At 66.3% G+C, this 19053-nt stretch carries 22 protein-coding genes and 1 pseudogene; 15 read left to right on the top strand and 8 right to left on the bottom strand.

Translation table 11 applies throughout. From position 1 onward, the window contains the following. Nucleotides 1-317 precede the first annotated feature (317 nt). Together ACG00Y_RS23340 and ACG00Y_RS23335 are read left to right on the top strand one after the other, a co-directional pair. Nucleotides 318-1316, top strand: a complete 999-nt coding sequence (locus ACG00Y_RS23340; RefSeq protein ID WP_394483083.1) for a hypothetical protein — start codon at nt 318-320, stop codon at nt 1314-1316. 17 nt (nt 1317-1333) lie between these two features. Then, complete coding sequence (locus ACG00Y_RS23335) at nt 1334-1774, top strand: DUF4880 domain-containing protein (RefSeq protein ID WP_394483081.1); 441 nt, start codon at nt 1334-1336, stop codon at nt 1772-1774. On the opposite strand, the gene ACG00Y_RS23330 is transcribed toward ACG00Y_RS23335, so the two are convergent. The 3 genes and pseudogenes from ACG00Y_RS23330 to ACG00Y_RS23320 form a co-directional block, all read right to left on the bottom strand. Next, nucleotides 1737-2321 (bottom strand): DUF7686 domain-containing protein, encoded by a 585-nt coding sequence (locus ACG00Y_RS23330; protein WP_394483079.1) that lies wholly within the window; start codon nt 2319-2321, stop codon nt 1737-1739. The two genes, ACG00Y_RS23335 and ACG00Y_RS23330, sit on opposite strands and share 38 nt — an antisense overlap. A 36-nt stretch (nt 2322-2357) precedes the next feature. Next, nucleotides 2358-2618, bottom strand: a pseudogene (locus ACG00Y_RS23325) (tyrosine-type recombinase/integrase); the annotation flags it as partial. 177 nt (nt 2619-2795) lie between these two features. Continuing rightward, on the bottom strand, nt 2796-2996 hold the full coding sequence (locus tag ACG00Y_RS23320) for a hypothetical protein (RefSeq protein WP_394483077.1): 201 nt from the start codon (nt 2994-2996) through the stop codon (nt 2796-2798). Nucleotides 2997-3315: 319 nt separating this feature from the next. Here ACG00Y_RS23320 and ACG00Y_RS23315 point away from each other — a divergent pair, with 319 nt between their 5' ends. Beyond that, nucleotides 3316-3663, top strand: coding sequence for a CzcE family metal-binding protein (locus ACG00Y_RS23315; RefSeq protein WP_394483075.1), 348 nt, complete (start codon nt 3316-3318; stop codon nt 3661-3663). Between the two features lie 7 nt (nt 3664-3670). Here the strand turns inward: ACG00Y_RS23315 and ACG00Y_RS23310 are convergent, their stop codons facing one another. Both ACG00Y_RS23310 and ACG00Y_RS23305 read right to left on the bottom strand, forming a co-directional pair. After that, entirely contained in the window at nt 3671-4945 is a 1275-nt protein-coding gene (locus ACG00Y_RS23310) for a heavy metal sensor histidine kinase (RefSeq protein ID WP_394483073.1), read from the bottom strand. Between the two features lie 47 nt (nt 4946-4992). After that, the gene (locus ACG00Y_RS23305) at nt 4993-5679 is read right to left on the bottom strand and encodes a heavy metal response regulator transcription factor (protein ID WP_394483071.1); all 687 of its coding nucleotides are present in this window, start codon (nt 5677-5679) and stop codon (nt 4993-4995) included. A gap of 257 nt (nt 5680-5936) precedes the next feature. Here ACG00Y_RS23305 and ACG00Y_RS23300 point away from each other — a divergent pair, with 257 nt between their 5' ends. The 11 genes from ACG00Y_RS23300 (at nt 5937) to ACG00Y_RS23250 (ending at nt 16955) form a co-directional block, all read left to right on the top strand. Further along, on the top strand, nt 5937-7148 hold the full coding sequence (locus ACG00Y_RS23300) for a TolC family protein (RefSeq protein ID WP_394483069.1): 1212 nt from the start codon (nt 5937-5939) through the stop codon (nt 7146-7148). 21 nt (nt 7149-7169) lie between these two features. After that, on the top strand, nt 7170-7733 hold the full coding sequence (locus ACG00Y_RS23295) for a hypothetical protein (RefSeq protein ID WP_394483067.1): 564 nt from the start codon (nt 7170-7172) through the stop codon (nt 7731-7733). After that, entirely contained in the window at nt 7730-8851 is a 1122-nt protein-coding gene (locus ACG00Y_RS23290; RefSeq protein ID WP_394483065.1) for an efflux RND transporter periplasmic adaptor subunit, read from the top strand. Before ACG00Y_RS23295 ends, ACG00Y_RS23290 begins: the two co-directional genes overlap by 4 nt. A 9-nt stretch (nt 8852-8860) precedes the next feature. Further along, the gene (locus ACG00Y_RS23285) at nt 8861-11980 is read left to right on the top strand and encodes an efflux RND transporter permease subunit (protein ID WP_394483063.1); all 3120 of its coding nucleotides are present in this window, start codon (nt 8861-8863) and stop codon (nt 11978-11980) included. A 32-nt stretch (nt 11981-12012) separates the two neighbouring features. Next, on the top strand, nt 12013-12393 hold the full coding sequence (locus ACG00Y_RS23280; protein ID WP_394483061.1) for a hypothetical protein: 381 nt from the start codon (nt 12013-12015) through the stop codon (nt 12391-12393). 259 nt (nt 12394-12652) lie between these two features. Beyond that, nucleotides 12653-13300: a cation efflux transmembrane domain-containing protein gene (locus ACG00Y_RS23275; RefSeq protein ID WP_394483059.1), complete on the top strand. Its 648-nt coding sequence runs from the start codon at nt 12653-12655 to the stop codon at nt 13298-13300. A 76-nt stretch (nt 13301-13376) separates the two neighbouring features. Beyond that, entirely contained in the window at nt 13377-15617 is a 2241-nt protein-coding gene (locus ACG00Y_RS23270) for a heavy metal translocating P-type ATPase (RefSeq protein ID WP_394483057.1), read from the top strand. Then, entirely contained in the window at nt 15607-16014 is a 408-nt protein-coding gene (locus ACG00Y_RS23265; protein ID WP_394483055.1) for a DUF3703 domain-containing protein, read from the top strand. Before ACG00Y_RS23270 ends, ACG00Y_RS23265 begins: the two co-directional genes overlap by 11 nt. Further along, the gene (cadR, locus tag ACG00Y_RS23260; protein ID WP_394483053.1) at nt 16011-16463 is read left to right on the top strand and encodes a Cd(II)/Pb(II)-responsive transcriptional regulator; all 453 of its coding nucleotides are present in this window, start codon (nt 16011-16013) and stop codon (nt 16461-16463) included. The genes ACG00Y_RS23265 and cadR overlap by 4 nt, the downstream gene beginning before the upstream one ends. Nucleotides 16464-16499: 36 nt before the next feature. After that, nucleotides 16500-16781 (top strand): hypothetical protein, encoded by a 282-nt coding sequence (locus ACG00Y_RS23255; protein WP_394483051.1) that lies wholly within the window; start codon nt 16500-16502, stop codon nt 16779-16781. Between the two features lie 45 nt (nt 16782-16826). Then, on the top strand, nt 16827-16955 hold the full coding sequence (locus tag ACG00Y_RS23250) for a hypothetical protein (RefSeq protein WP_255354391.1): 129 nt from the start codon (nt 16827-16829) through the stop codon (nt 16953-16955). A gap of 83 nt (nt 16956-17038) precedes the next feature. On the opposite strand, the gene ACG00Y_RS23245 is transcribed toward ACG00Y_RS23250, so the two are convergent. The 3 genes from ACG00Y_RS23245 to ACG00Y_RS23235 are packed head-to-tail and all read right to left on the bottom strand — an operon-like array spanning nt 17039 to nt 18119. Beyond that, the gene (locus ACG00Y_RS23245) at nt 17039-17497 is read right to left on the bottom strand and encodes a MerR family transcriptional regulator (RefSeq protein WP_056261315.1); all 459 of its coding nucleotides are present in this window, start codon (nt 17495-17497) and stop codon (nt 17039-17041) included. Nucleotides 17498-17506: 9 nt separating this feature from the next. Beyond that, on the bottom strand, nt 17507-17863 hold the full coding sequence (locus ACG00Y_RS23240; RefSeq protein ID WP_394483049.1) for a hypothetical protein: 357 nt from the start codon (nt 17861-17863) through the stop codon (nt 17507-17509). Further along, the gene (locus ACG00Y_RS23235; RefSeq protein WP_394483048.1) at nt 17850-18119 is read right to left on the bottom strand and encodes a hypothetical protein; all 270 of its coding nucleotides are present in this window, start codon (nt 18117-18119) and stop codon (nt 17850-17852) included. Before ACG00Y_RS23235 ends, ACG00Y_RS23240 begins: the two co-directional genes overlap by 14 nt. A 94-nt stretch (nt 18120-18213) precedes the next feature. Here ACG00Y_RS23235 and ACG00Y_RS23230 point away from each other — a divergent pair, with 94 nt between their 5' ends. Continuing rightward, the gene (locus ACG00Y_RS23230) at nt 18214-18549 is read left to right on the top strand and encodes a YnfA family protein (RefSeq protein ID WP_394483046.1); all 336 of its coding nucleotides are present in this window, start codon (nt 18214-18216) and stop codon (nt 18547-18549) included. Nucleotides 18550-19053: the final 504 nt, after the last annotated feature.

Here is a 19053-nt window from a genome sequence, read left to right as displayed (position 1 = left end):
GCGGAAGCCGCTGAGTTGCGACGTTCGGCCCCGTAGCGGCGCGCTGTCGCCGGGCGTAGAGAGGCGTCCTGGATGCGCGTTTCGACCGATGCGCATCGACGCATGCGTTCGGTGATTTGGCTGGCCGGTTGGTCGACTCGCAACCTGCACGCGCCCACTAGTGGAAGCGCCGCTGCTGCTCCTCAGTTGCGCGCGCCAGGTTCGGTGACCGAGGGAAGGACGTGCTGGGAAGGGCCGCTTCGGCTGCTGGACCGAACATTTATTCCAGTGCTTGGTTCTCGTACTGAGTTTTTTTGCGGCTGAAACGTCATTGAGATATGGAGAACTCCGTTTCGGACCGCCAGGGTGCGACCACCTGGCACCTCTGCTGGCAGGCAGCGATGGGGCGCAATCTGGTGTCCAGCCCAAAGCTGTTGGAGAAGATCACTGACCGCCTGACGCAAGCGCACCGGCAACGCGGTCGTGCGCTGCTGTACTACCTGCTCATGCCAAGGGAGATTCACGTGCTCGCGCGGATTCCTGCGGGCGACGCTCCGCGCGCGGTGGCCCGTGAGGTGGCCACCATCGTGGCGCGGTGGGTGCGTGAATTTCAACGAGAGCGGGGACCGGTCTTCGCAGAACGCTATCGCACGCACGAAATCAGGACTGATGCTGAGCTCAAGTACGAGGTCCGCATGCTGGCCTGGCGGCCTGTCGCCATGGGCTTGTGTACCGCCCCAAGGAACCACGTGAGCTCGTCCCTGCGGACGACGCTGGGACTGCGTCGTGCATACGGCTTCGAGTCGCGCCCGTTGCTTGGCGTGTTCGGGGGTACGGTATTTGAGGCAAGGAACGAGCTGGGTCGCCTGATCCGGCAGCGGCCGTCCGATGCCGAACTCCGAGAGTGGGAGCTCAATCACGGGTTGGCGTTGGCGGTCGGTTCGGCGGGTCCGACCTTTGGCATGGCGCGAGAAGTCGAGGGGCCCGCTGCAGCGCTCGTGGCAGCCGCGTCGCCGCAGGACATTGATGGCGCTCTCTCACTGTTGGAGCGATGGGTCGCCCATCGCCTTGCCTTGGAGAGTGGTGAGGATCTGTCAACGTTGCCAGGTGCCGTTGGCGCGCAGGCGAGGGCACTGGTGGCCGGCCTCGCGGTTCAGGCTGGGCTCTGCCCAGCAGCCTCAGTTGCCAGGCACTTCAACCGCGCACGCGCCACCTTGTGCGAACAGATGACCGCGTCGCGGTCGAGGGAGGTAGATCGCCAGATGCTCGGAACGCCGATGCAGTTGATCCTGGACGAGATCAAGAGGCTGAAAGTAGTTGGATCGAAAGGGTTTTGAGGCTAGGTTAGGGGCGTATGAGCAGTTTCGATTCCGGAGCGAACGATCACCGGCGGCGCCCTGTCGGACACGGCAAGGTGACGCCTGAGATTGCCGCCGAGGCTGCTGCGTGGATGGCGAGTCTGCACGGACCCGACAGATGCACGGACATGGAGGATGAGTTTCGTTCATGGCTGAAACAATCTGAGGTGCACCGGGAGGTTTTCGAGAAGATGACCGACATCTGGCAGGCCATCCCAGGGACGCAAGCCGCGATCACTTATGCGCAGGCCCGAGAGCGAGCTAAGCGGGATGCCAGACGTGCGCGCAATCTTGCGTGGCGGTGGGCTGGCTCGGCGGCGGTGGGATTGCTCGCGGCAGCCGCCGTGTTGGTGCTCCCGGCAGAGGGCAGCACGTTGGGGTCACCCTTGTTCGGCCTGGTCAGATCTCTTCGCTCAGGTCGCGAAACTCCAGCTTGAACTGCCAGCCCTCGAAAGTCGACACCATGCGGCCGAGTTCGTCCCAGGAGATCTCGCGACCATCGATGATGACCATCGGCATACGATGATCGTCGTCGGGATCGCTATCCACGGTGCCACGGAGGATCAGGCGATCATTCACTTGCGGCCCGTGGTCGGTGTCGTCCAGATGTGTGAGAGCCAAGGCCCGGCGCATCTTGCCAATCAACTTGCCCAGCAACTCCAATGGGTCGTCGTCTGGGTCGCCGATCACCTGAAACTGATACCCGGCCGGGCTGCTATCGCGCAGCTCGAACGCGTCGATCGCTACGCCGGGCCCGAACAGCCGGGTTCGAAACCGGAACTCGTGCTCAGCGCCACGCCCGTCGACCATACGCACAGGTTCGAAGGCCACGTGCTCGAACTCCTGCAGACCAAGGCGACTCGCGGCGGCGTCGTTGAAGCATCGGCCGCAGAGCTGCCGGCAGCCCCCCTCCATCGACCCGTAGTTCACGACATCGTGAGCGGGCGTGGGCTGACGGCAGGCCTCGCAGGTGATTGGCGGCATGGGTGGTCCGGTGGGTGTGGGCGACGGGAATGTAGGCTACGAACGCGGAGCCGCAAACCGATCAGCCACCTGCTTGGCCCGTCGGACGTCGTCGGTGTGCAGGTACATCGAGGTCGTGGCCACCAACCAGGCGTGCCGGAGGTTGTCGCGCACCGTGGTCAGCTCGGCGCCGGCTCCGAGGAGGTGGGTGGCGTGCGTGTGCCTCGTCCAGTGCGGCGTAGTCTTGGCAGATTCAGCGCGGGGCGCTTTGGCGCGCCAGTGCGGTCGTAAGGCGCTGTGCGCTTGACGGCCAGCCAGTCGAATGAAGCCCTGAGTTAGGGCGCCAGGAAGCTGCCGCTCGCGGGGACCGACGGACCAGCTATCGGGCAGGTCCTGCCATTCGATGGCGGAGCGCGCGCAGCCGCTTTGTGCCCATAGCCGAAGCTCGACATCGGTGGCGAAAGACGGGGCCGCAGCGGTTGCTGTCCTGGGCGATCAGCCGCCGAATTCACGCTGCCTGGCATGAAGCAGCCGTCGGCTCACCCGGCCGGTTAGCTGCCTCAACGACTGGTGTTGAGCGCGCTGCGGTCGTCCGACCAGGCAGACCTCGGCTGTCGCCGTCAACTTGCGCTGGAAGGTCTGCTGCTTGAGGCGTTGGAATGGTGGGAATCCAGTGCACTTGAGCAGTGAATCCATGCTGTTAATCAAGCGGTCCGCTGATCCTGAGCACTAAATCTATTGCTGTTGCGGTGTCGAAGGAGTCGCCAATCTTCGCGGGGGTCAACGCACAAGCGTTGTCCACGGGATACCGGGCACGCAGCGCCAGGTATCCCCGTTGTCACACCAAGGCCCGCCGCGTCAGCTCGGGGGGCGTGCCGGGATAAGGCCAGCTCTCCGCTGACGCAAAAGTAATCTGGCCGTTGGGCTGATGACGCGGCGCGATTTCTAGAGTCTCTTCTGAGCTGTCGGATGCCTCATGTCGAGAGCGACCGGAACAGCGAACGAGGAGTTCCCCATGAAAACCCATGTTGCCCCTATCGCCCTGATCGCCGCCGTCCTCGGGCTCGGTTCGGCGAGCGCAATGGCTCACGACAACAAGCGCGAAGCTGCGAGCAAGGGTTGGCTCGGCAAGCCCGTTGCCGAGGCGACCACCGCAGGCAAGACGGTCGATGTCACGAAGATCAAAGCACTCAATGTCGACTGCGGCGATGTGGTGACCTTCCGAAGCGGCGCCAAGTCGTTCACTTGGAAGTTCGAGGTGCCCAACCACGGACGCGTCGACCTGAAGGCCATCGCCCCCGCAGACTTCAACGCTCCGGACCTGATCGTCTACGTTTCTCGCGCCGAGAGCGAGCGCGGCTGATCTGGCGTCAGGCGTCGCACAGCAGCAGGCCGACGCGGGTCGTGTCGCCGCTGGATTCGGCGGTTGCGCGGCCCCCGTGCATCCGCGCGATGGCCGCCACGATGGCCAAACCCAGGCCATGGTTGCGGTCGGCGTCGGCGCGAGCCGCGTCGACGCGGTAGAAGCGGTCGAATAGGCGTGGCAGGTGCTCCGGCGCGATGACCGGGCCGTCGTTCTCCACCGACACCGCGACGCTGGACGCATCCACCCGGTTGACTCGCACGGTCACCGTCGTGCCCGGGAGGCCGTATCGCGTTGCATTGCCCAGCAAGTTGGAGATCGCTCGGCGCAGCAGCCGCGCATCGACCTGAGCGGCCGTCTCGCCGACGACCGCCGCCCTCAGCCCTGCTTCATGCAGGGCGGCCTCGTGGAAATCGATCACCTCGCTGGCCAGATGCGCCAGGCTGTCCACGCGTTCGCGTCGCGCGTCGGACCCGCTATCAGCGTGCGACAGGAAAAGCATGTCACCGATGATCCCGGCCATGCGGTGCAGCTCTTCCAGGTTGGAACCCAGCACATCGCGCAATTCCTCTGCGCTTCGCGAACGGCGCAGTGCCAGCTCGCAACTGCTGATCAGCGTAGACAGCGGGGTGTTCAGCTCGTGTGCCACATCGGCGTTGAAAGCCTCCATCTGCCGGTACGCCCCATCCAGTCGACCCAGCAGCGCGTTGAACTGCTCGATCAGCGGCTGCAGCTCCATCGGCTGGCCGGAGCCGTCCAGCCGTCTGGCCAGATCGTGAGCCGTCACCAACCTCGTCTGGTCCACCAAACGGTGCAACGGTACCAACCCTCGGCGGACCAGCCAGTAGGCGCCAGCGGACACAGCGAGCGCGCCGCCGACGGCCGTACATGCCAACGTCCACGCCAGACGCTGCAGCAGCGCGTCATCGCCTCGCTGATCCAAAGCCAACAGCACTGAAGTGGCCGGCCCGGTCGCGGCCACCGGCACGTTGAAGCGTCGCTGCTTGGCCGGCCAGGCTTGCGCAGAAGCCTTGTCGAACATGACCTCACCGTCGCCAGTTGTCACGCGCAGTGACAGCTCGGCATGTCCGGCGAGTACGTCGCTGAGCAGATGCTGAAGTTCGGCCACGCTATGACCCGGGCCTCGTTCACCAAGCAACTGCGCGATGGCCGCCTGCTTCTGATCGAGTGTTTCGTCCTGGCGCTGCAACAACGTCAATGCGAGCACTGCATAGACGGCGGCGCAGACTAGCCCCAACCCGATGCCGGTCAGCAGCGCCAAGCTGCGCGAAAGTCCCGCACCCAGCCCGGGTGCCGTGTGCGCGGTCGTCACGCTTCGCGCGCTTCCAGCACGTAGCCCATGCCTCGCACCGTGTGAAGCAGCGGTCGGTCAAACGGCTGGTCGAGCTTGGTGCGAAGGCGTCGCACGGCCACCTCGACGACGTTGGTCTCGCTGTCGAAGTTCATGTCCCAGACTTGCTCGGCCAGCTCCGTGCGTGACAGCACCTCGCCCGCGCGGCGCAGCAGCAGGCTCAGCAGGTTGAATTCCTTGGCGGTCAACTCCAGGCGCTTGCCGGCACGAACGGCCTTGCGTCGGATCAGGTCCAGCTCCAGATCGCTGAGCTTGAGGACGGTCGCTTCTGTCGGCGTCTGCGCGGGGCGGCCCCGGCGCAGCAAGGCCTGGATGCGCGCCAGCAGTTCAGAGAACGCGAAGGGTTTGACGAGGTAGTCGTCGGCGCCGGCCTGCAGCCCTTTGACTCGGTCCTCGACCTGGGAGCGTGCTGTCAGCATCAGTACCGGCGTTTGCTGGCTCTGGCGCAGCGCGGCCAGCACCGCCAGCCCGTCGATGCCCGGGAGCATCCCGTCCAGCAACACCAGGTCGTAATCCCCTTCGGCTGCCAAGTGCAGGCCATCCACGCCGTTGCGCGCCACGTCCACCACGAAACCTTCCTCGGTCAGGCCCTTCCTGAGGTAGTCCGCCAGCTTCGCCTCATCTTCCACGACCAAGAGCTTCATGCAGGTCATTTTGGCCGCCGAGCGCGCGCCGGCCAGATTACGAAATTGTCATCTTGGCGTTGGGCCTGTGTCGTGGCCTGCTTCCTAGAGTGCCGCTCAACGTGAGCCTGCATGCGGCGCCTCCTCCCGAGTGGCGTCGCCGAAGGCCCAGGAATTCATCGCCCGGTATGCCCCGCTTTTCACGCCCGACCTCCCACAGCACCCCCAGATTTCCCATCCGCAGCACCTGTGCCTTGTTGGCCCTGGCGCTCTTGGGCATGCCACTGTCGCTTCACGCGCAGGGCGCCGCCTCTTCATCGGCCGCAGTCACCAGTCCCATGACGCTGCGCCAGGCTTTCGAGCGGGCCTGGGCGCAACAACCTGAAGGCGCTGCGGCTTTTGCCCGGCGTGACGCTGCTGCGGCTCGCAAAGCTGCCGCGCAGCGCTGGACGGCCGACGCTCCGTCGCTGGAAGCCTCGGCTCGCACCGACCGCCTCACCCGCAGTTCCGGCGCACGCGAGTACGAGGCCGGCGTCGCCCTGCCGCTGTGGCTGCCCGGCGAGCGCAGCCGCAGCCGGGCGGTGGCCGATGCGGAGCTGGCCACGGTAGACAGCCGCGTGGCCGCCGCGCAATGGCGCGTGGCCGGCCAGGTGCGCGAAGCCTGGTGGACGCTGCAACTCGCTCGGCTCGATGCGAGCTTGGCCGAGGCGCGCCGTGCCAGCGCAGCGGCATTGGCCGCCGACGTGGGCCGCCGTGCTGCGGCGGGCGACCTGTCCCGCGCCGACCAGCATCAGGCAGATGCTGCGCTCGCCTCCGCGCAAGCCGAGCTGTCTCTTGCACAAGCCGCCGTCGCGCAAGCGCAGGCCGCGCTCCAGGGCTGGGGAGCCCTCCCGGCTGCAGGCGATGCGGTACCCGGCGAACGCTCACCCGACGTGCCGGTCAACGCCGAAACGGCGGTAACCCACCCCGCGCTGGCGGAACTGTCCGACCGGGTGCGCCTCGCGCAGCAGCAGCGTGGCCTGGCCGCCGTGCAGCGGCGCGCCAATCCCGAACTGACCTTGCTGACCACCCGCGAGCGAGGCGGAGCGGGCGAGCGCTATGGCCAGACCGTGACGTTCGGCCTGCGCCTGCCGCTGGGCCAGAGCAGCGAGTCCGGCATACGTGCGGCCACGGCGCAGGCTGATCTGATCGAAGCCGAACAGCTGCTGGTCATGGAGCAGCAGCGCATCGCTGCGGACATCGCCGCGCAATCAGCCCGGTTGACTGCTGCCCGCGCTGCGCAAGAAGCCACCGCTCGCCGTGCCTCCCTCACCCGGGACACGCGCGCGTTCTACGACAAGTCTTTCCGTCTTGGCGAGACGGACCTGCCGACGCGGCTTCGCGTCGAGCTGGATGCCTTCGAGGCCGAGCGGCAGAACGCCCGCGCCCGCATCGCCGTCGACCAGGCAATTTCCAGTTTGCGGCAGGCGCTGGGCCTGCTGCCCGAGTGATACACCATGACCTCCCTACGGTTGCAAACCCTCCCCCTGCGACGCCTGGCGCTCGCCACCATCCTGCCGCTCGCCGTCTGGGCCGCCTGGCCCAGCACGGCACGAGCTGGCGACGGCCACGACCACGGTGACGGCGCCAAGGAGCCGGCGGCAGCCGCCTTGCCGCGCTTCACGGCGACGTCCGAAGCGTTCGAGCTGGTCGGCGTCATCGACGGCAAGCAGTTGACGCTCTACCTCGACCACGCGCCGACGAATGCACCGGTCAAGGGTGCTCAGTTGTCGCTGAATATCGGCGGTGCACAGCTGGCAGCCAAGGCCCAGGGCGATGGCGAGTTCACGGCCACGCTGGCGCAGGAGCCGAAGCCAGGCGTCACGCCGGTCACGGCAACGATCACGGCCGGGAACGAGTCAGACCTGCTGGCGGGCGAGATCGACATTCACGCCGACGAGCACGCCGACACCCATGTGGATCGCTCGTGGAAGTTCTGGGCCGCCTGGGGTGTTGGCGCCGCCGTGGTGCTGGGCGGCCTCGCTGCGTTGCGCAAGCGCATGCGCCGCGGCAACCGTTTTGGAGAGACGGCATGACCCGCGCCGCCCGCTTTTTCCCCGCCTGCGCCTTGACCATTGCCGGCGCACTGCTGTTGGCCCCTGCGATGCCGGTATTTGCTGATGACGGCCATGACCACGGGCCGGCACCGACCGTCTCTGGCGGTCCTCAGCGCCTGCCCGATGGCAGCGTCTTCCTCCCCAAGCCCGCGCAGCGCCAGATGGGTGTGCGCACGGTCGAGGTCACGCAGCAGCAACTGCCTCGCGCCGTTGAACTCAATGGCCGCATCGTCATGGACCCCAACGCCGGCGGCCGTGTTCAGGCCATGGTTGCCGGCCGGCTGGAGTCCGGCCCGCGAGGATTCCCGGCGCTTGGTCAAACCGTGCGCAAGGGCGAAGTGCTGGCGTACGTGGTACCGGCTTCCGACACCTTGGAGCGAGGTAGCCAGGCGGCGCAACTGGCCGAGCTCCGCGCTTCGCGCGATCTTGCGCAGAAGCGGGTCGCCCGGCTGCGCGAGCTGGCCGACACCGTCCCGCGCAAGGACATCGAGGCCGCGGAGAGCGAGGTCGCCAGCCTCAGCGCGCGTGCTGCTGCTATCGGCGCTGGTTTGAACAGCCGCGAGGCCCTGCTGGCGCCGGCATCGGGCGTCATCGCGTCTTCCCAGGCCGTCGCCGGACAAGTGATCGATGCGCGCGAACTGGTCTTCGAGATCGTCGACCCGGCGCGTCTGCGCGTCGAGGCGGTGGCGTTCGACGCGGCCGTCGCGAATGACATCGCCGGCGGATTCATCGCCAGCGGCACGGACAAGGTGACGTTGAAGTTCGTCGGCGCAGCGCGCGCGCTTCGTGAGCAGGCGCTGCCGATTGCCTTCACCGCCAGCGGGGGCTCGCTGGGCTCGTTCGCCGTCGGCCAGCCCGTCAAGGTGATCGCGCAGACGCGCAGCCAGATCGCCGGCGTGCCGGTGCCTGCCGCCGCGCTCATGAAAAACCCCGCCAACCAGACCATCGTCTGGGTCAAGGCAGCGCCTGAGCGCTTCTCGCCGCGGGTCGTACAGACGGAGCCGCTGGACGGTGCGAACGTCATCGTCACGTCCGGCCTCAAGGCGGGCGAGCGCGTGGCGGTGCAAGGCGCCGGCCTGGTCAACCAGGTCCGCTGAGGTTCACGCATGTTCAAGTGGCTACTCGACAGCAGCCTGGCCAACCGGCTGCTCGTCATCATCGCCAGCCTGGTGCTGGTCGGCTACGGCGTGTTCACGCTGTCGCGCATGCCGGTGGACGTGTTCCCCGACCTGAACAAGCCCACGGTCACCATCATGACCGAGGCGGGCGGCATGGCGTCCGAGGAGGTGGAGCAACTCATCACCTTCCCGCTGGAAACAACCATGAACGGCCTGCCGGGCGTGGAGTCCGTGCGCTCGACATCCAGCGCCGGCCTGTCCTTCGTCTACGTGACCTTCGACTGGCGCACCGAGATCTTCCGTGCGCGGCAGATGGTGTCGGAGCGGCTGTCGTCGATGGAGGAAGGCCTGCCCGAGGGCGTCGTGCCTCGCATGGGCCCCATCAGCTCGATCATGGGCGAGATCATGCAGATCGCGATCCCGATCGACACGACCAAGGTCTCGGCCATGGCGGTGCGGGAGTATGCGGACTGGGTGCTGCGCCCACGGCTGATGGCGATCCCCGGCGTCGCACAGGTGATCCCCATCGGCGGCGAGGTGCGCCAGTTCCAGGTGCAACCGAACACGGCACGAATGGCCGACCTCGGCATCACGCATGACCAGCTCGAAGCGGCACTGAAAGGCTTCTCGTCCAATACCTCGGGCGGCTTCCTGGAACTCAACGGCCGCGAGTACCTGATCCGCAACCTCGGTCGCACCTCCAGGCTCGATGACCTGCGCAACCTCGCCATCACGGCACGCAACGGCCAGGCCGTGCTGCTGCGTCAGGTGGCAGACGTGACCTTCGCGCCGGCCACCAAGCGCGGCGACGCGGGCTTCGGCGGCCAGCCGGCGGTCATCCTGGGCATTCAGAAACAGCCGACGGCAGACACCATCGCGCTGACCGAGAGCATTGAGGCGGCGCTCGGCGACATGAAGCGCTCGCTGCCGACCGGCATGCAAACGCCACAGGTGACCTTCCGCCAGGCCAGCTTCATCGAGGCGTCGATCACGACGTTGCAGGGCAAGCTGGTCGGCGCGTCCATCTTCGTCGCCGCCATCCTGCTGCTGTTCCTCGGCAACGTCCGCACGACGGTCATCGCGCTGGTGGCGATTCCCGTGTCGATCCTCATCACGGCGCTGGTGTTCCGCTACTTCGGGCTGTCGATCAACACGATGACCCTTGGCGGCCTGGCCATCGCCATCGGCGGGCTGGTAGATGACGCCGTCGTCGGCATCGAGAACGTCATGCGGCGGCTGAAAGAGGAGCGTACGCACGACGAGCACAAGCGCCGCAGCCCGCTGGAGGTCGTAGCGATGGCCACCATGGAAGTGCGCTCGGCCATCCTGTACGCCACCATCATCATCGTGCTGGTGTTCGTGCCGCTGTTCGCGCTGCCGGGCATGGAGGGCCGCCTGTTCGTGCCGCTGGGCATCGCCTTCATCGTCTCGACGCTGGCGAGCCTGATCGTCTCGGTCACCGTGACGCCGGTACTGAGCCTTTACCTGCTGCCGCGCATGAAGTCGCTGGACCATGGCGACACCAAGCTGCTGGCCTGGCTCAAGCAGCACTACAACACGGGCCTGGCTTCGGTGCTGGCCCGGCCGCGCGCAGCGCTGGCGGCTGGAGGTGTGGCGGTGGTGCTGGCCGGCGCGGCGGTGCCGTTCTTCGCAACGACTTTCCTGCCACCTTTCAACGAAGGAACGCTGCTGATCGGGCTTCGCCTGAACCCCGGCGTGACCCTCGCAGAAAGCTCTGCCCTTGCGCAACAGGCCGAAGTGCTCGTCAAGCAGGTGCCCGAGGTCACGCACGTTGGCCGCCGCAGTGGCCGTGCCGAGCTGGACGAGCATGCCGAGGGCGTGCATGTCAGCGAACTGGACGTCGGCCTGAAGCCACCGTCCGAGATCACGCGCAGCATGGACGAGATCAATGCGGACATCCGCTCACGGCTGGTGAACCTGCCGGCGGCCATCGGCATCGGCCAGCCGATCTCGCACCGCATCGACCACATGCTGTCGGGCGTGCGCTCGCAGATCGCAATCAAGATCTTCGGCGAGGACCTCGACACGTTGCGTGGCCAAGCCGACGCACTGCGTTCGCGCCTCGCCACCATTCCTGGCATCGCGGACCTGGAGATCGAGAAGCAGGTGCTCGCACCACAGATCAAGGTGCGCATCGACTACGCAGCTGCCGCCCAGTACGCCGTGCCGGCGCCGCAGGTGTTGGCCATGCTGCAAAGCCTCGTCGAGGGAGAGAAGGTCACGCAGATCGTCGAGAACGGCCGGCGCTTCGCACTGGTGATGCGCTTGCCCGAGTCCGCACGCACCGTCGAAGGCCTCGGCCAGATCCTGGTGGAGACACCTGGCGGCCGCATCCCTCTTTCTCGCATCGCCACCATCGAGGATGCCGACGGCCCGAACCAGATCAGCCGGGACGACGGCAAGCGCCGCATCGTGCTGTCCGCGAACGCGCAGGGACGTGCGCTGTCGGACATCGTGGCCGACATCCGCGCCGTCGTCAGCACGACCAAGCTGCCAGAAGGCTACTTCGTGACGCTGGGCGGCCAGTTCCAGGCGCAGGAGGAGGCGTCCCGCCTCGTCGGGCTGCTGTCCATCGTCTCCGCCGTGCTGATGTTCGTGGTGCTGTACACGCGCTACCAGAGCACGCGGCTGGCCCTGCTCATCATGGCCAACATCCCGCTGGCACTCGTCGGTGCCGTCATCGGGCTGGCGCTGGCCGGGCAGCCACTGTCCGTGGCGGCGCTGGTGGGCTTCATCACGCTGGCCGGCATCTCGGTGCGCAACGGCATCCTGAAGGTGAGCCACTACGTGAACCTGATGCGCTTCGAGGGCGAACAGTTCGACATGAAGATGATCGTGCGCGGCTCGCTGGAGCGGCTGAGCCCGGTGCTGATGACGGCACTGGTCACGGCCTTTGCGCTGGCGCCGCTGCTGTTCGAAGCCGAGCGCCCCGGCACCGAGATCCTGCATCCGGTGGCCGTCGTCATCTTCTCCGGGCTCATCAGCTCGACGCTGCTCGACACCTTCCTGACGCCCGCCATGTTCTGGCTGTTCGGCCGGCGCGATGCCGAGCGCCTGGCCAGCGACCGCACGGCGGAAGCGCTGTAGGTCAGAACTACCCATCCCAACAGGAGTCCTTCATGAAACTCTTCGCTCCCCTTGCCGCAGTCCTCATCGCATTGGCCGGCCCCGCCTACTCCGCCGACGAGCATGGTCACGACCACAAGCCTTTGCACGGCGGCATCCTGGCCGAGTCGGGCCCGACAGAGTACGAGCTCGTCGCCAAGCCGGACGCCATCACCCTGCATGCCCGTGAGAAGGGCAAGCCTGTCAGCGTGCAGGGCGCCCGCGCCAAGCTGACGATCCTCAGCGGCACTGAGCAATCGGTCGTCGAGCTCAAGCCCGCTGCCGACCGCCTGCAGGCATCAGGCAGCTTCAAGGTGGTTCCCGGCACGAAGATCGTCGCCACGGTGGAACTGCAAGGCCGCAAACCGGCGAACCTGCGATTCGCGATCAAGTGAAGCTGCCCGCAGCGCTGCTCGGCTGAGCCAACATGCACGGCCGCGGTGAACGCATGTTGGACTCGGTCGGCTCCGGCGTGGCCGTCTGGGCGATAGGCGCTGGCATCCTGGCCGTCGTGCTGATCGCACTCACCATCCATGCGACCTTGCACCACCGCAGGCGCAAGCGACTGCGCCAGGAGGAGCGCCGTCAGCAGCGCCGCGCGCACAGGAAAGGCGGGCGCCGGCACCCCGTGAAGCCAACCGCACCGAGCTCACGATGAACGGCGGCAAGGAGAGCGGCAAGAAGAGCGTCCCATCCACGATGGACGCCAATCAGGCCGACGACCGCCGCATTCTGCTGACGGTGCTGCTGATCAACTTGGGCCAGTGCGCCGGAGGCGTCGCTGTGGGTGTGTGGGCGTCCTCCACCGCGTTGATCGCCGCAGCGCTGGACAACCTGGCCGACGCATCGGTGTATGCCGTCAGCCTGTACGCCGTGGGCCGAGCCGCAGCGATCAAGGTGCGGGCAGCCCGGCTGTCCGGTTGGCTGCTGATCGCCCTTGCGGCGCTGCTGCTCGTGGAAGTGCTGCGCCGCTTCTTCGGCGGGGAGCCACCGCTCGGGCCGGCGATGATGGTCATGGCCGCCGTGAATGCCGCGCTGAATCTGGTCTGCCTGAAACTGCTGAAGCGCCACCAGGGCGATGACGTGAACTTCAAGGCGTCGGCCATCTTCACGAGCAACGACTCCATCGTGAACCTCGCAATCGTCTTGTCCGGGGGCTTGGTGATGTGGTGGGAGTCGAATTTGCCAGACCTGATCCTCGGCCTCATCGTGGCGGCGATTGCTGCGAACGGTGGCCGGGAGATCCTTGTCGAGGCCTCCGAAGCTGTCGCCCAGGATGGCGCCGCGGCGGGCCGCGACTGATGGAGCATCGCCAACAGCCGAAGCCGATCAAGAAACTGCTTGACTCTGGAGCCGCTACAGGGTTTTCAATTCATTCATGAGCAAAACAGACGACACCTCATCCGCGGCTTCCAGCTGCTCGTCCGGCGCCTGCGGAAGCTGCTCCAGCACTTCCCAGCCCGTCGATGCGCCCGCAATTGCCGGCGGCAAGACCTATCGCATTCCCACGATGGACTGTTCAGCCGAAGAGGCCGAGATCCGGCGCGCGCTGGAGCCTGTCAGCGGCATTGCGTCGCTCGGCTTCCAGCTCGGTGCGCGACGGCTGACGATTTCCGCGCCAGCGGACGTGCTGCCCACCGCGCTTGAAGCGATTCGTCGGGCCGGCTTCAAGCCTGAGCCGGTTGAGGCCGCTGCGGCCACTTCGACGGCCTCGCCGTCGGACGGCCATGAGCATGGCATTGGCGCAGGCGTGGCTCGGCTCGGATTGGCGTTGTTGGTCGCCATCGCAGCCGAAGGCATCGAGATCGTGCTCCCGGACACGCGGGCGACCCAAGGTCTTGGCATGGTGCTGGCCGTGGTTGCCATCTGGCTCGCGGGCGTCGAGACCTACACCAAGGGCTTCGCCGCACTGCGCCGGCTCAAGCTCAACATCAACGCGCTGATGACGGTCGCGGTCACCGGCGCATTCCTGATCGGGCAGTGGCCGGAAGCCGCGATGGTGATGGCTCTCTACGCCATCGCCGAGCTGATCGAAGCGCGGTCCGTCGACCGGGCGCGCAATGCCATCAAGGGCTTGATGGACCTCGCGCCTGAAGAAGCAACGGTCCAGCAACCGGGCGGCGCCTGGGCCACGGTGCCTGTCGCGTCGGTTGCCATCGACAGCATCGTTCGCATCCGTCCTGGCGAGCGCGTGCCGATGGACGGCACGGTCACGCGGGGCGACAGCGCCATCAACCAGGCGCCCGTCACCGGCGAGAGCATCCCAGTCGAGAAGGCAGTCGGCGATCCTGTCTTCGCTGGCACCATCAACGAGACCGGCGAGCTGGAGGTCCGCGTGACGGCTGCGGCCTCCAACTCCACGCTGGCACGCATCATCCATGCGGTCGAGCAGGCGCAGGGATCGCGCGCTCCGACACAGCGCTTCGTCGACCGGTTCGCGGCGGTCTACACGCCGGCCGTCTTTGCCCTGGCTGTTGCCGTGGCCGTGCTGCTGCCGTTGCTGACGGATGTCACCTGGCTTCAGGGCATCTACAAGGCACTCGTGCTGCTCGTGATCGCCTGCCCTTGTGCGCTGGTGATCTCCACGCCCGTCACGGTGGTCAGCGCGCTGGCGGCGGCCGCCCGGCGCGGCATTCTCATCAAGGGCGGCACCTACCTGGAAGACGCACGAAACCTGAAGGCGGTGGCGCTGGACAAGACCGGCACCATCACCGAAGGCAAGCCCAAGCTCGTCGACCAGAAGACCATGCGCGACGACGCCGCAGCAGTCCTGCGGTTGGCGGCAAGCCTGGCCGGTCGATCTGACCATCCGGTGTCCAAAGCCATCGCCGAGGGCTTGAACCTCGAACACGAGGCGGTCGACCAGTTCTCCGCGCTGGCTGGCCGTGGCGTGCAAGGCAGCATCGGCGGCAAGACCTATGTGCTCGGCAACCATCGCCTCATCGAGGAGCGGGGGCAATGCAACTCCGAGCTGGAAGCCGATCTGAAGCGCCACGAGCAGCAGGGCCGCACGGTCACGCTGATGGCGGACGAGCAAGGCGTCATCGCGCTGTTTGCGGTGGCGGACACCATCAAGCCCTCGTCGAAAGCCGCCGTCGCAGATCTCATCTCCCTGGGCGTCACGCCGATCATGCTGACCGGCGACAACGAAGCCACGGCGCAGAGCATCGCCAGCCACGCTGGCATCAAGGAGGCGCGGGGGAACCTGCTGCCGGAGGACAAGCTCAAGGCCATCGAGGAATTGCAAAAGCGCTTCGGCCTCACCGGCATGACCGGTGACGGCATCAACGACGCGCCGGCCTTGGCCAAGGCAGACATCGGCATCGCCATGGGTGCCGCAGGCACGGACACGGCCATGGAAGCCGCCGACATCGTCATCATGAACGACGACCTGCAGCGCATCCCGACCGTCATCCGGCTATCCCGCAAGACCCACGCCGTGCTTTGGCAAAACATCTCGTTCGCGCTGGGGGTGAAGGCGGTGTTCTTCGTGATGGCGGTGTTCGGCACCGCAACCATGTGGATGGCTGTCTTCGCTGACATGGGAGCCAGCCTGCTCGTTGTGGCCAACGGTCTGCGCCTGCTGAAGGCGAAGGTCGAGCCGCCCCATGCTGATTGAAGGGCCTGCCGTGACTCACTTCTCTCGACATATCGCGCCGCACGTCGACGCGGAAATCGCCGAATCGCGGCGTCTTGAAGCGTCGGGCGCCGTGGCCGCCAGCTTCACTCACCTGGAGCGCGCGCATGTGCTCGGCCAGGCATCAACCGTCCAGCACGTCCGCGTGCACCTTCAGATGCTTGCCTGGTCGCTGAGGCACCGCGTCTGGAAGGAGTTGCGAGGACAAGTGCTTCGCGTCATCGGAGCGGCGACCAAGACGGCGCTTGGTTGGGTGCCGACTGGCAACACGGGCGGCGCCGACATCAGTCCTTTCCAGCCGCTGCCCGTGCCGCCAGACCTGGCCCGCGTGATCGCGTCGGCGCGGTGTCCACATGGAACGCCGAGGGACGGTTCATGAAAATCGGTGAGCTTGCCCGCGCCACGGAGACCGTCATCGAGACGATCCGGTTCTATGAGCGCGAAGGGCTGCTGCCGGCACCAGCTCGCTCGGAAGGCAACTTCCGGATCTACGAGACGAAACATGTGGAGCGGCTCCAGTTCATCCGCTACTGCCGTGGGCTCGACATGTCGCTCGACGAGGTGCGAGTGCTGCTGCGCTTCAAGGACCATCCAGCGGACAACTGCGGGGACGTCAACGTGCTGCTTGACGAGCACATCGGCCACGTCTCCCGGTGCATGGCGGAGCTGACTTCGCTGCAGCGCGAACTCACAGAGCTGCGGCAGCGGTGCGGCGCAGCCAGGTCCGCTGACCAGTGCGGCATTCTTGCTGGCCTGTCTGAGGCTGCGCAGGAACCTGCGGCCATGCCGAGAGCACGCGGGCACCTCAAATCGGTCCATAGCCCCTGATCCCCAGCGCAGTCACCCCGGGAATATCATCGACGCATGCGCAAGCTGTTTGCCGTCCTCCTGGTGCTCTTCGGTTGCCTGACCTTCGTCGGGCAAGCGGTTGCGAGCGCGTCGGCCGGCTACAGCGATTGCTGCCTTCAGGGCTGCAAGGGCATGGTGCATTGCGCAAGCGCCACCTGCCAAGCGTGCGCGGCGCCGCAGCCTGCACCTGTTCCGCAAGCCAAGGTGGAGCTGCCGGCGGACGAGCCCCATTGGCCGTCGGCCACCATGTCCTTCGACGCTGGCCCGCGTCGCGAACCGTGGACCCCTCCCGATTAGGTTGATGCCTGCTTCGCAAGTACATCAACCATCGAAAGGACATCCATGAAATCCAAGTTCATCAAGATCGCCGCTGCGGTCGCTCTGCTCGGCGGCTCTGCCGCAGCCTTCGCCGCACAGGCGTGCTGCGGCGACATCGCCTGCTGCATCCAGCAGTTGCTGTGCTGCCTGTAAGGTCTCATTGACGTGAGTCCGGGCCGGCTTCATCGCCGGCCTTTTTCATATCGGACCTCGCCGCTCGGCGGTTCTGAACGGCTTCAAGTCTGCCCGGCGCAGCAAGCGGCACGGGTTGCTGCGAGTGGCAGCGAGAGGTCTTCCAGGATGGCGCAATCGACTGCCGTTCCACCGGCGCAGGCGGTGTCGCAGCTGTTGACGAACTGGGTCATGCTGGCTTCGAGCGCCTGCAGTTCAGCGAGCTTCTCCCGAACCTGGTCCAGGTGCCGCGCCGCGATGTCGCGCACCTCCAAACAAGGCCGATCAGGTTGGTCGACCAAGCTCACCAGCTCGCGCACCTGTTCGATGGAGAACCCGAAATCTCGGCAGCGCCGAATGAAGGTCAGCCGACCTACGGCGGCGTCACCGTAGACCCGTCGACCGGCGTCCGTGCGCGGCCCAGGTGGCAGCAGCCCGATCTCCTCGTAGTACCGGATCGTCGGCACCGAGCAGCCGGTCTGCTGGGCGACCACGCCAATGGAGCGGTTTGGCGACTTGTTCATGCGCTCAGCTTAGCGTTTGCATCCGCAGCCCGAAGCTGGCGCGACTTCAGCTTTCGCATCGGGCAGGAACTGGGAGAACAGCCAGCGCGCGCTGGCCGCGTGCTCGGGGCCTGTGATGTCCAGGCGAACGGCGTCGGCGCCGGACGTCAATCGGAACTCCAGGAAGGCGCAACAGCTTCTTTCCAGTTCCACGATGTGCTCCACCTCGTCGACGGCAGCGGGGTCGTAAACCAGGTGCAGCGTCGAGCCAGTCAGCGTGTGACCCCGCAGATGAGCTTGCGTGAGTCGACGAATCCTGGCCAGCCGGGGCCCCATCTCCGTTGGGCCCAGCGTGCAGGCGATGGGCGCTGGTTCAGCCGCAAGCATGCTGGGCCTCTGTCGAGCAAGCCTCGGCGCACGCGCATTTGGCACGGCGAGCGGCTTCACGACGACGCCACCACCAAACGCCAAGCAGACCCACCGCAATCACGGCGAGGACAGCGGCGGCGGGCAAGAATTCGTCGGCACAAGCCCACAGCGCGCTTCCGAACGCTGCGAGCCCGCCGGCTATGCCCAGCAGCGGGATCGCGCAGCACGCGGCACAGGCGGCGCCCAGGCCGAGAGCAAGTTTCCAGGGTTTCATGAGGGCTCCTTGATGACACGGCCGACAAGGTAGAACCTCAAGCCACTTGAGGAGCAAGCAGTTCTTGCCAACGCTGGCTGAGGACAATGAGCTGATGGAAATCCTCAAGACCTTCGGTTTGTTCGTGATGACGGCGCTGGCCGAGATCGTCGGTTGCTATCTGCCGTACCTTTGGTTGAAGCAAGGCAAATCGCCCTGGTTGCTGGTGCCCGCAGCGCTCAGCTTGGCGTTGTTTGCGTGGCTGCTGGCCCAGCATCCCACGGCCGCAGGACGTGTGTACGCTGCCTACGGCGGCGTCTATATCGGCGTTGCCATCCTGTGGCTGTGGCTGGTGGACAAGATCGAACCATCCAGGAGCGACTGGGTCGGCGCGGCCATCAGCCTCGTCGGCATGGCCGTCATCATGTTCTGGCCGCAGGGCCGCGCCTAAGCGCTTGCGAAGGACGCCGGCTCTGATGGCACATCCAGCGACCGAAGGCTCTTCTGCCACCAGCCCACGTCGCGCCAGACACCGTTCTTGAATCTGACGTTGCGATACACAACCCGCGCCTCGAAGCCCCCCGCCCCGTGCAGCGCGATGCCCGCGGAGATAGCGCCGACTCAAAGCTCTTCAGAACTGCAGCTGGGCTGTTTGCTGCCTTGACCTCGGGCGTTGCGGGACGACGTTCCCAGAGCGTCAGGACCCGGATGCGTAGCGGTCACCCAGGCTGCGAGGCGCCGAATGACCGTTGCCGCCGGAAGCGGCCATTGGGTTGCGAAATCTGGGTGACAGCAGCCAGCCTGATTGCTGGAGCTCGGTCAATTTCGGCTTTGGGCACTTATGCACAGTGCTCAGTTATGTGCAGGTCTCCGATACCGATAGGCTGCAGGCCCCGTGAATGCTGGCGTTGCGGGCGTCAAGGGCGATGACGCGCTGCACATAACGTTTGATTTC

The sequence above is a fragment of the Pelomonas parva genome, from assembly GCF_043555835.1.
GTDB lineage: Bacteria > Pseudomonadota > Gammaproteobacteria > Burkholderiales > Burkholderiaceae_C > Pelomonas > Pelomonas parva.
Note: the sequence above shows the minus strand (reverse complement) of the source record. Positions and strands in the feature narration are given on the sequence as shown.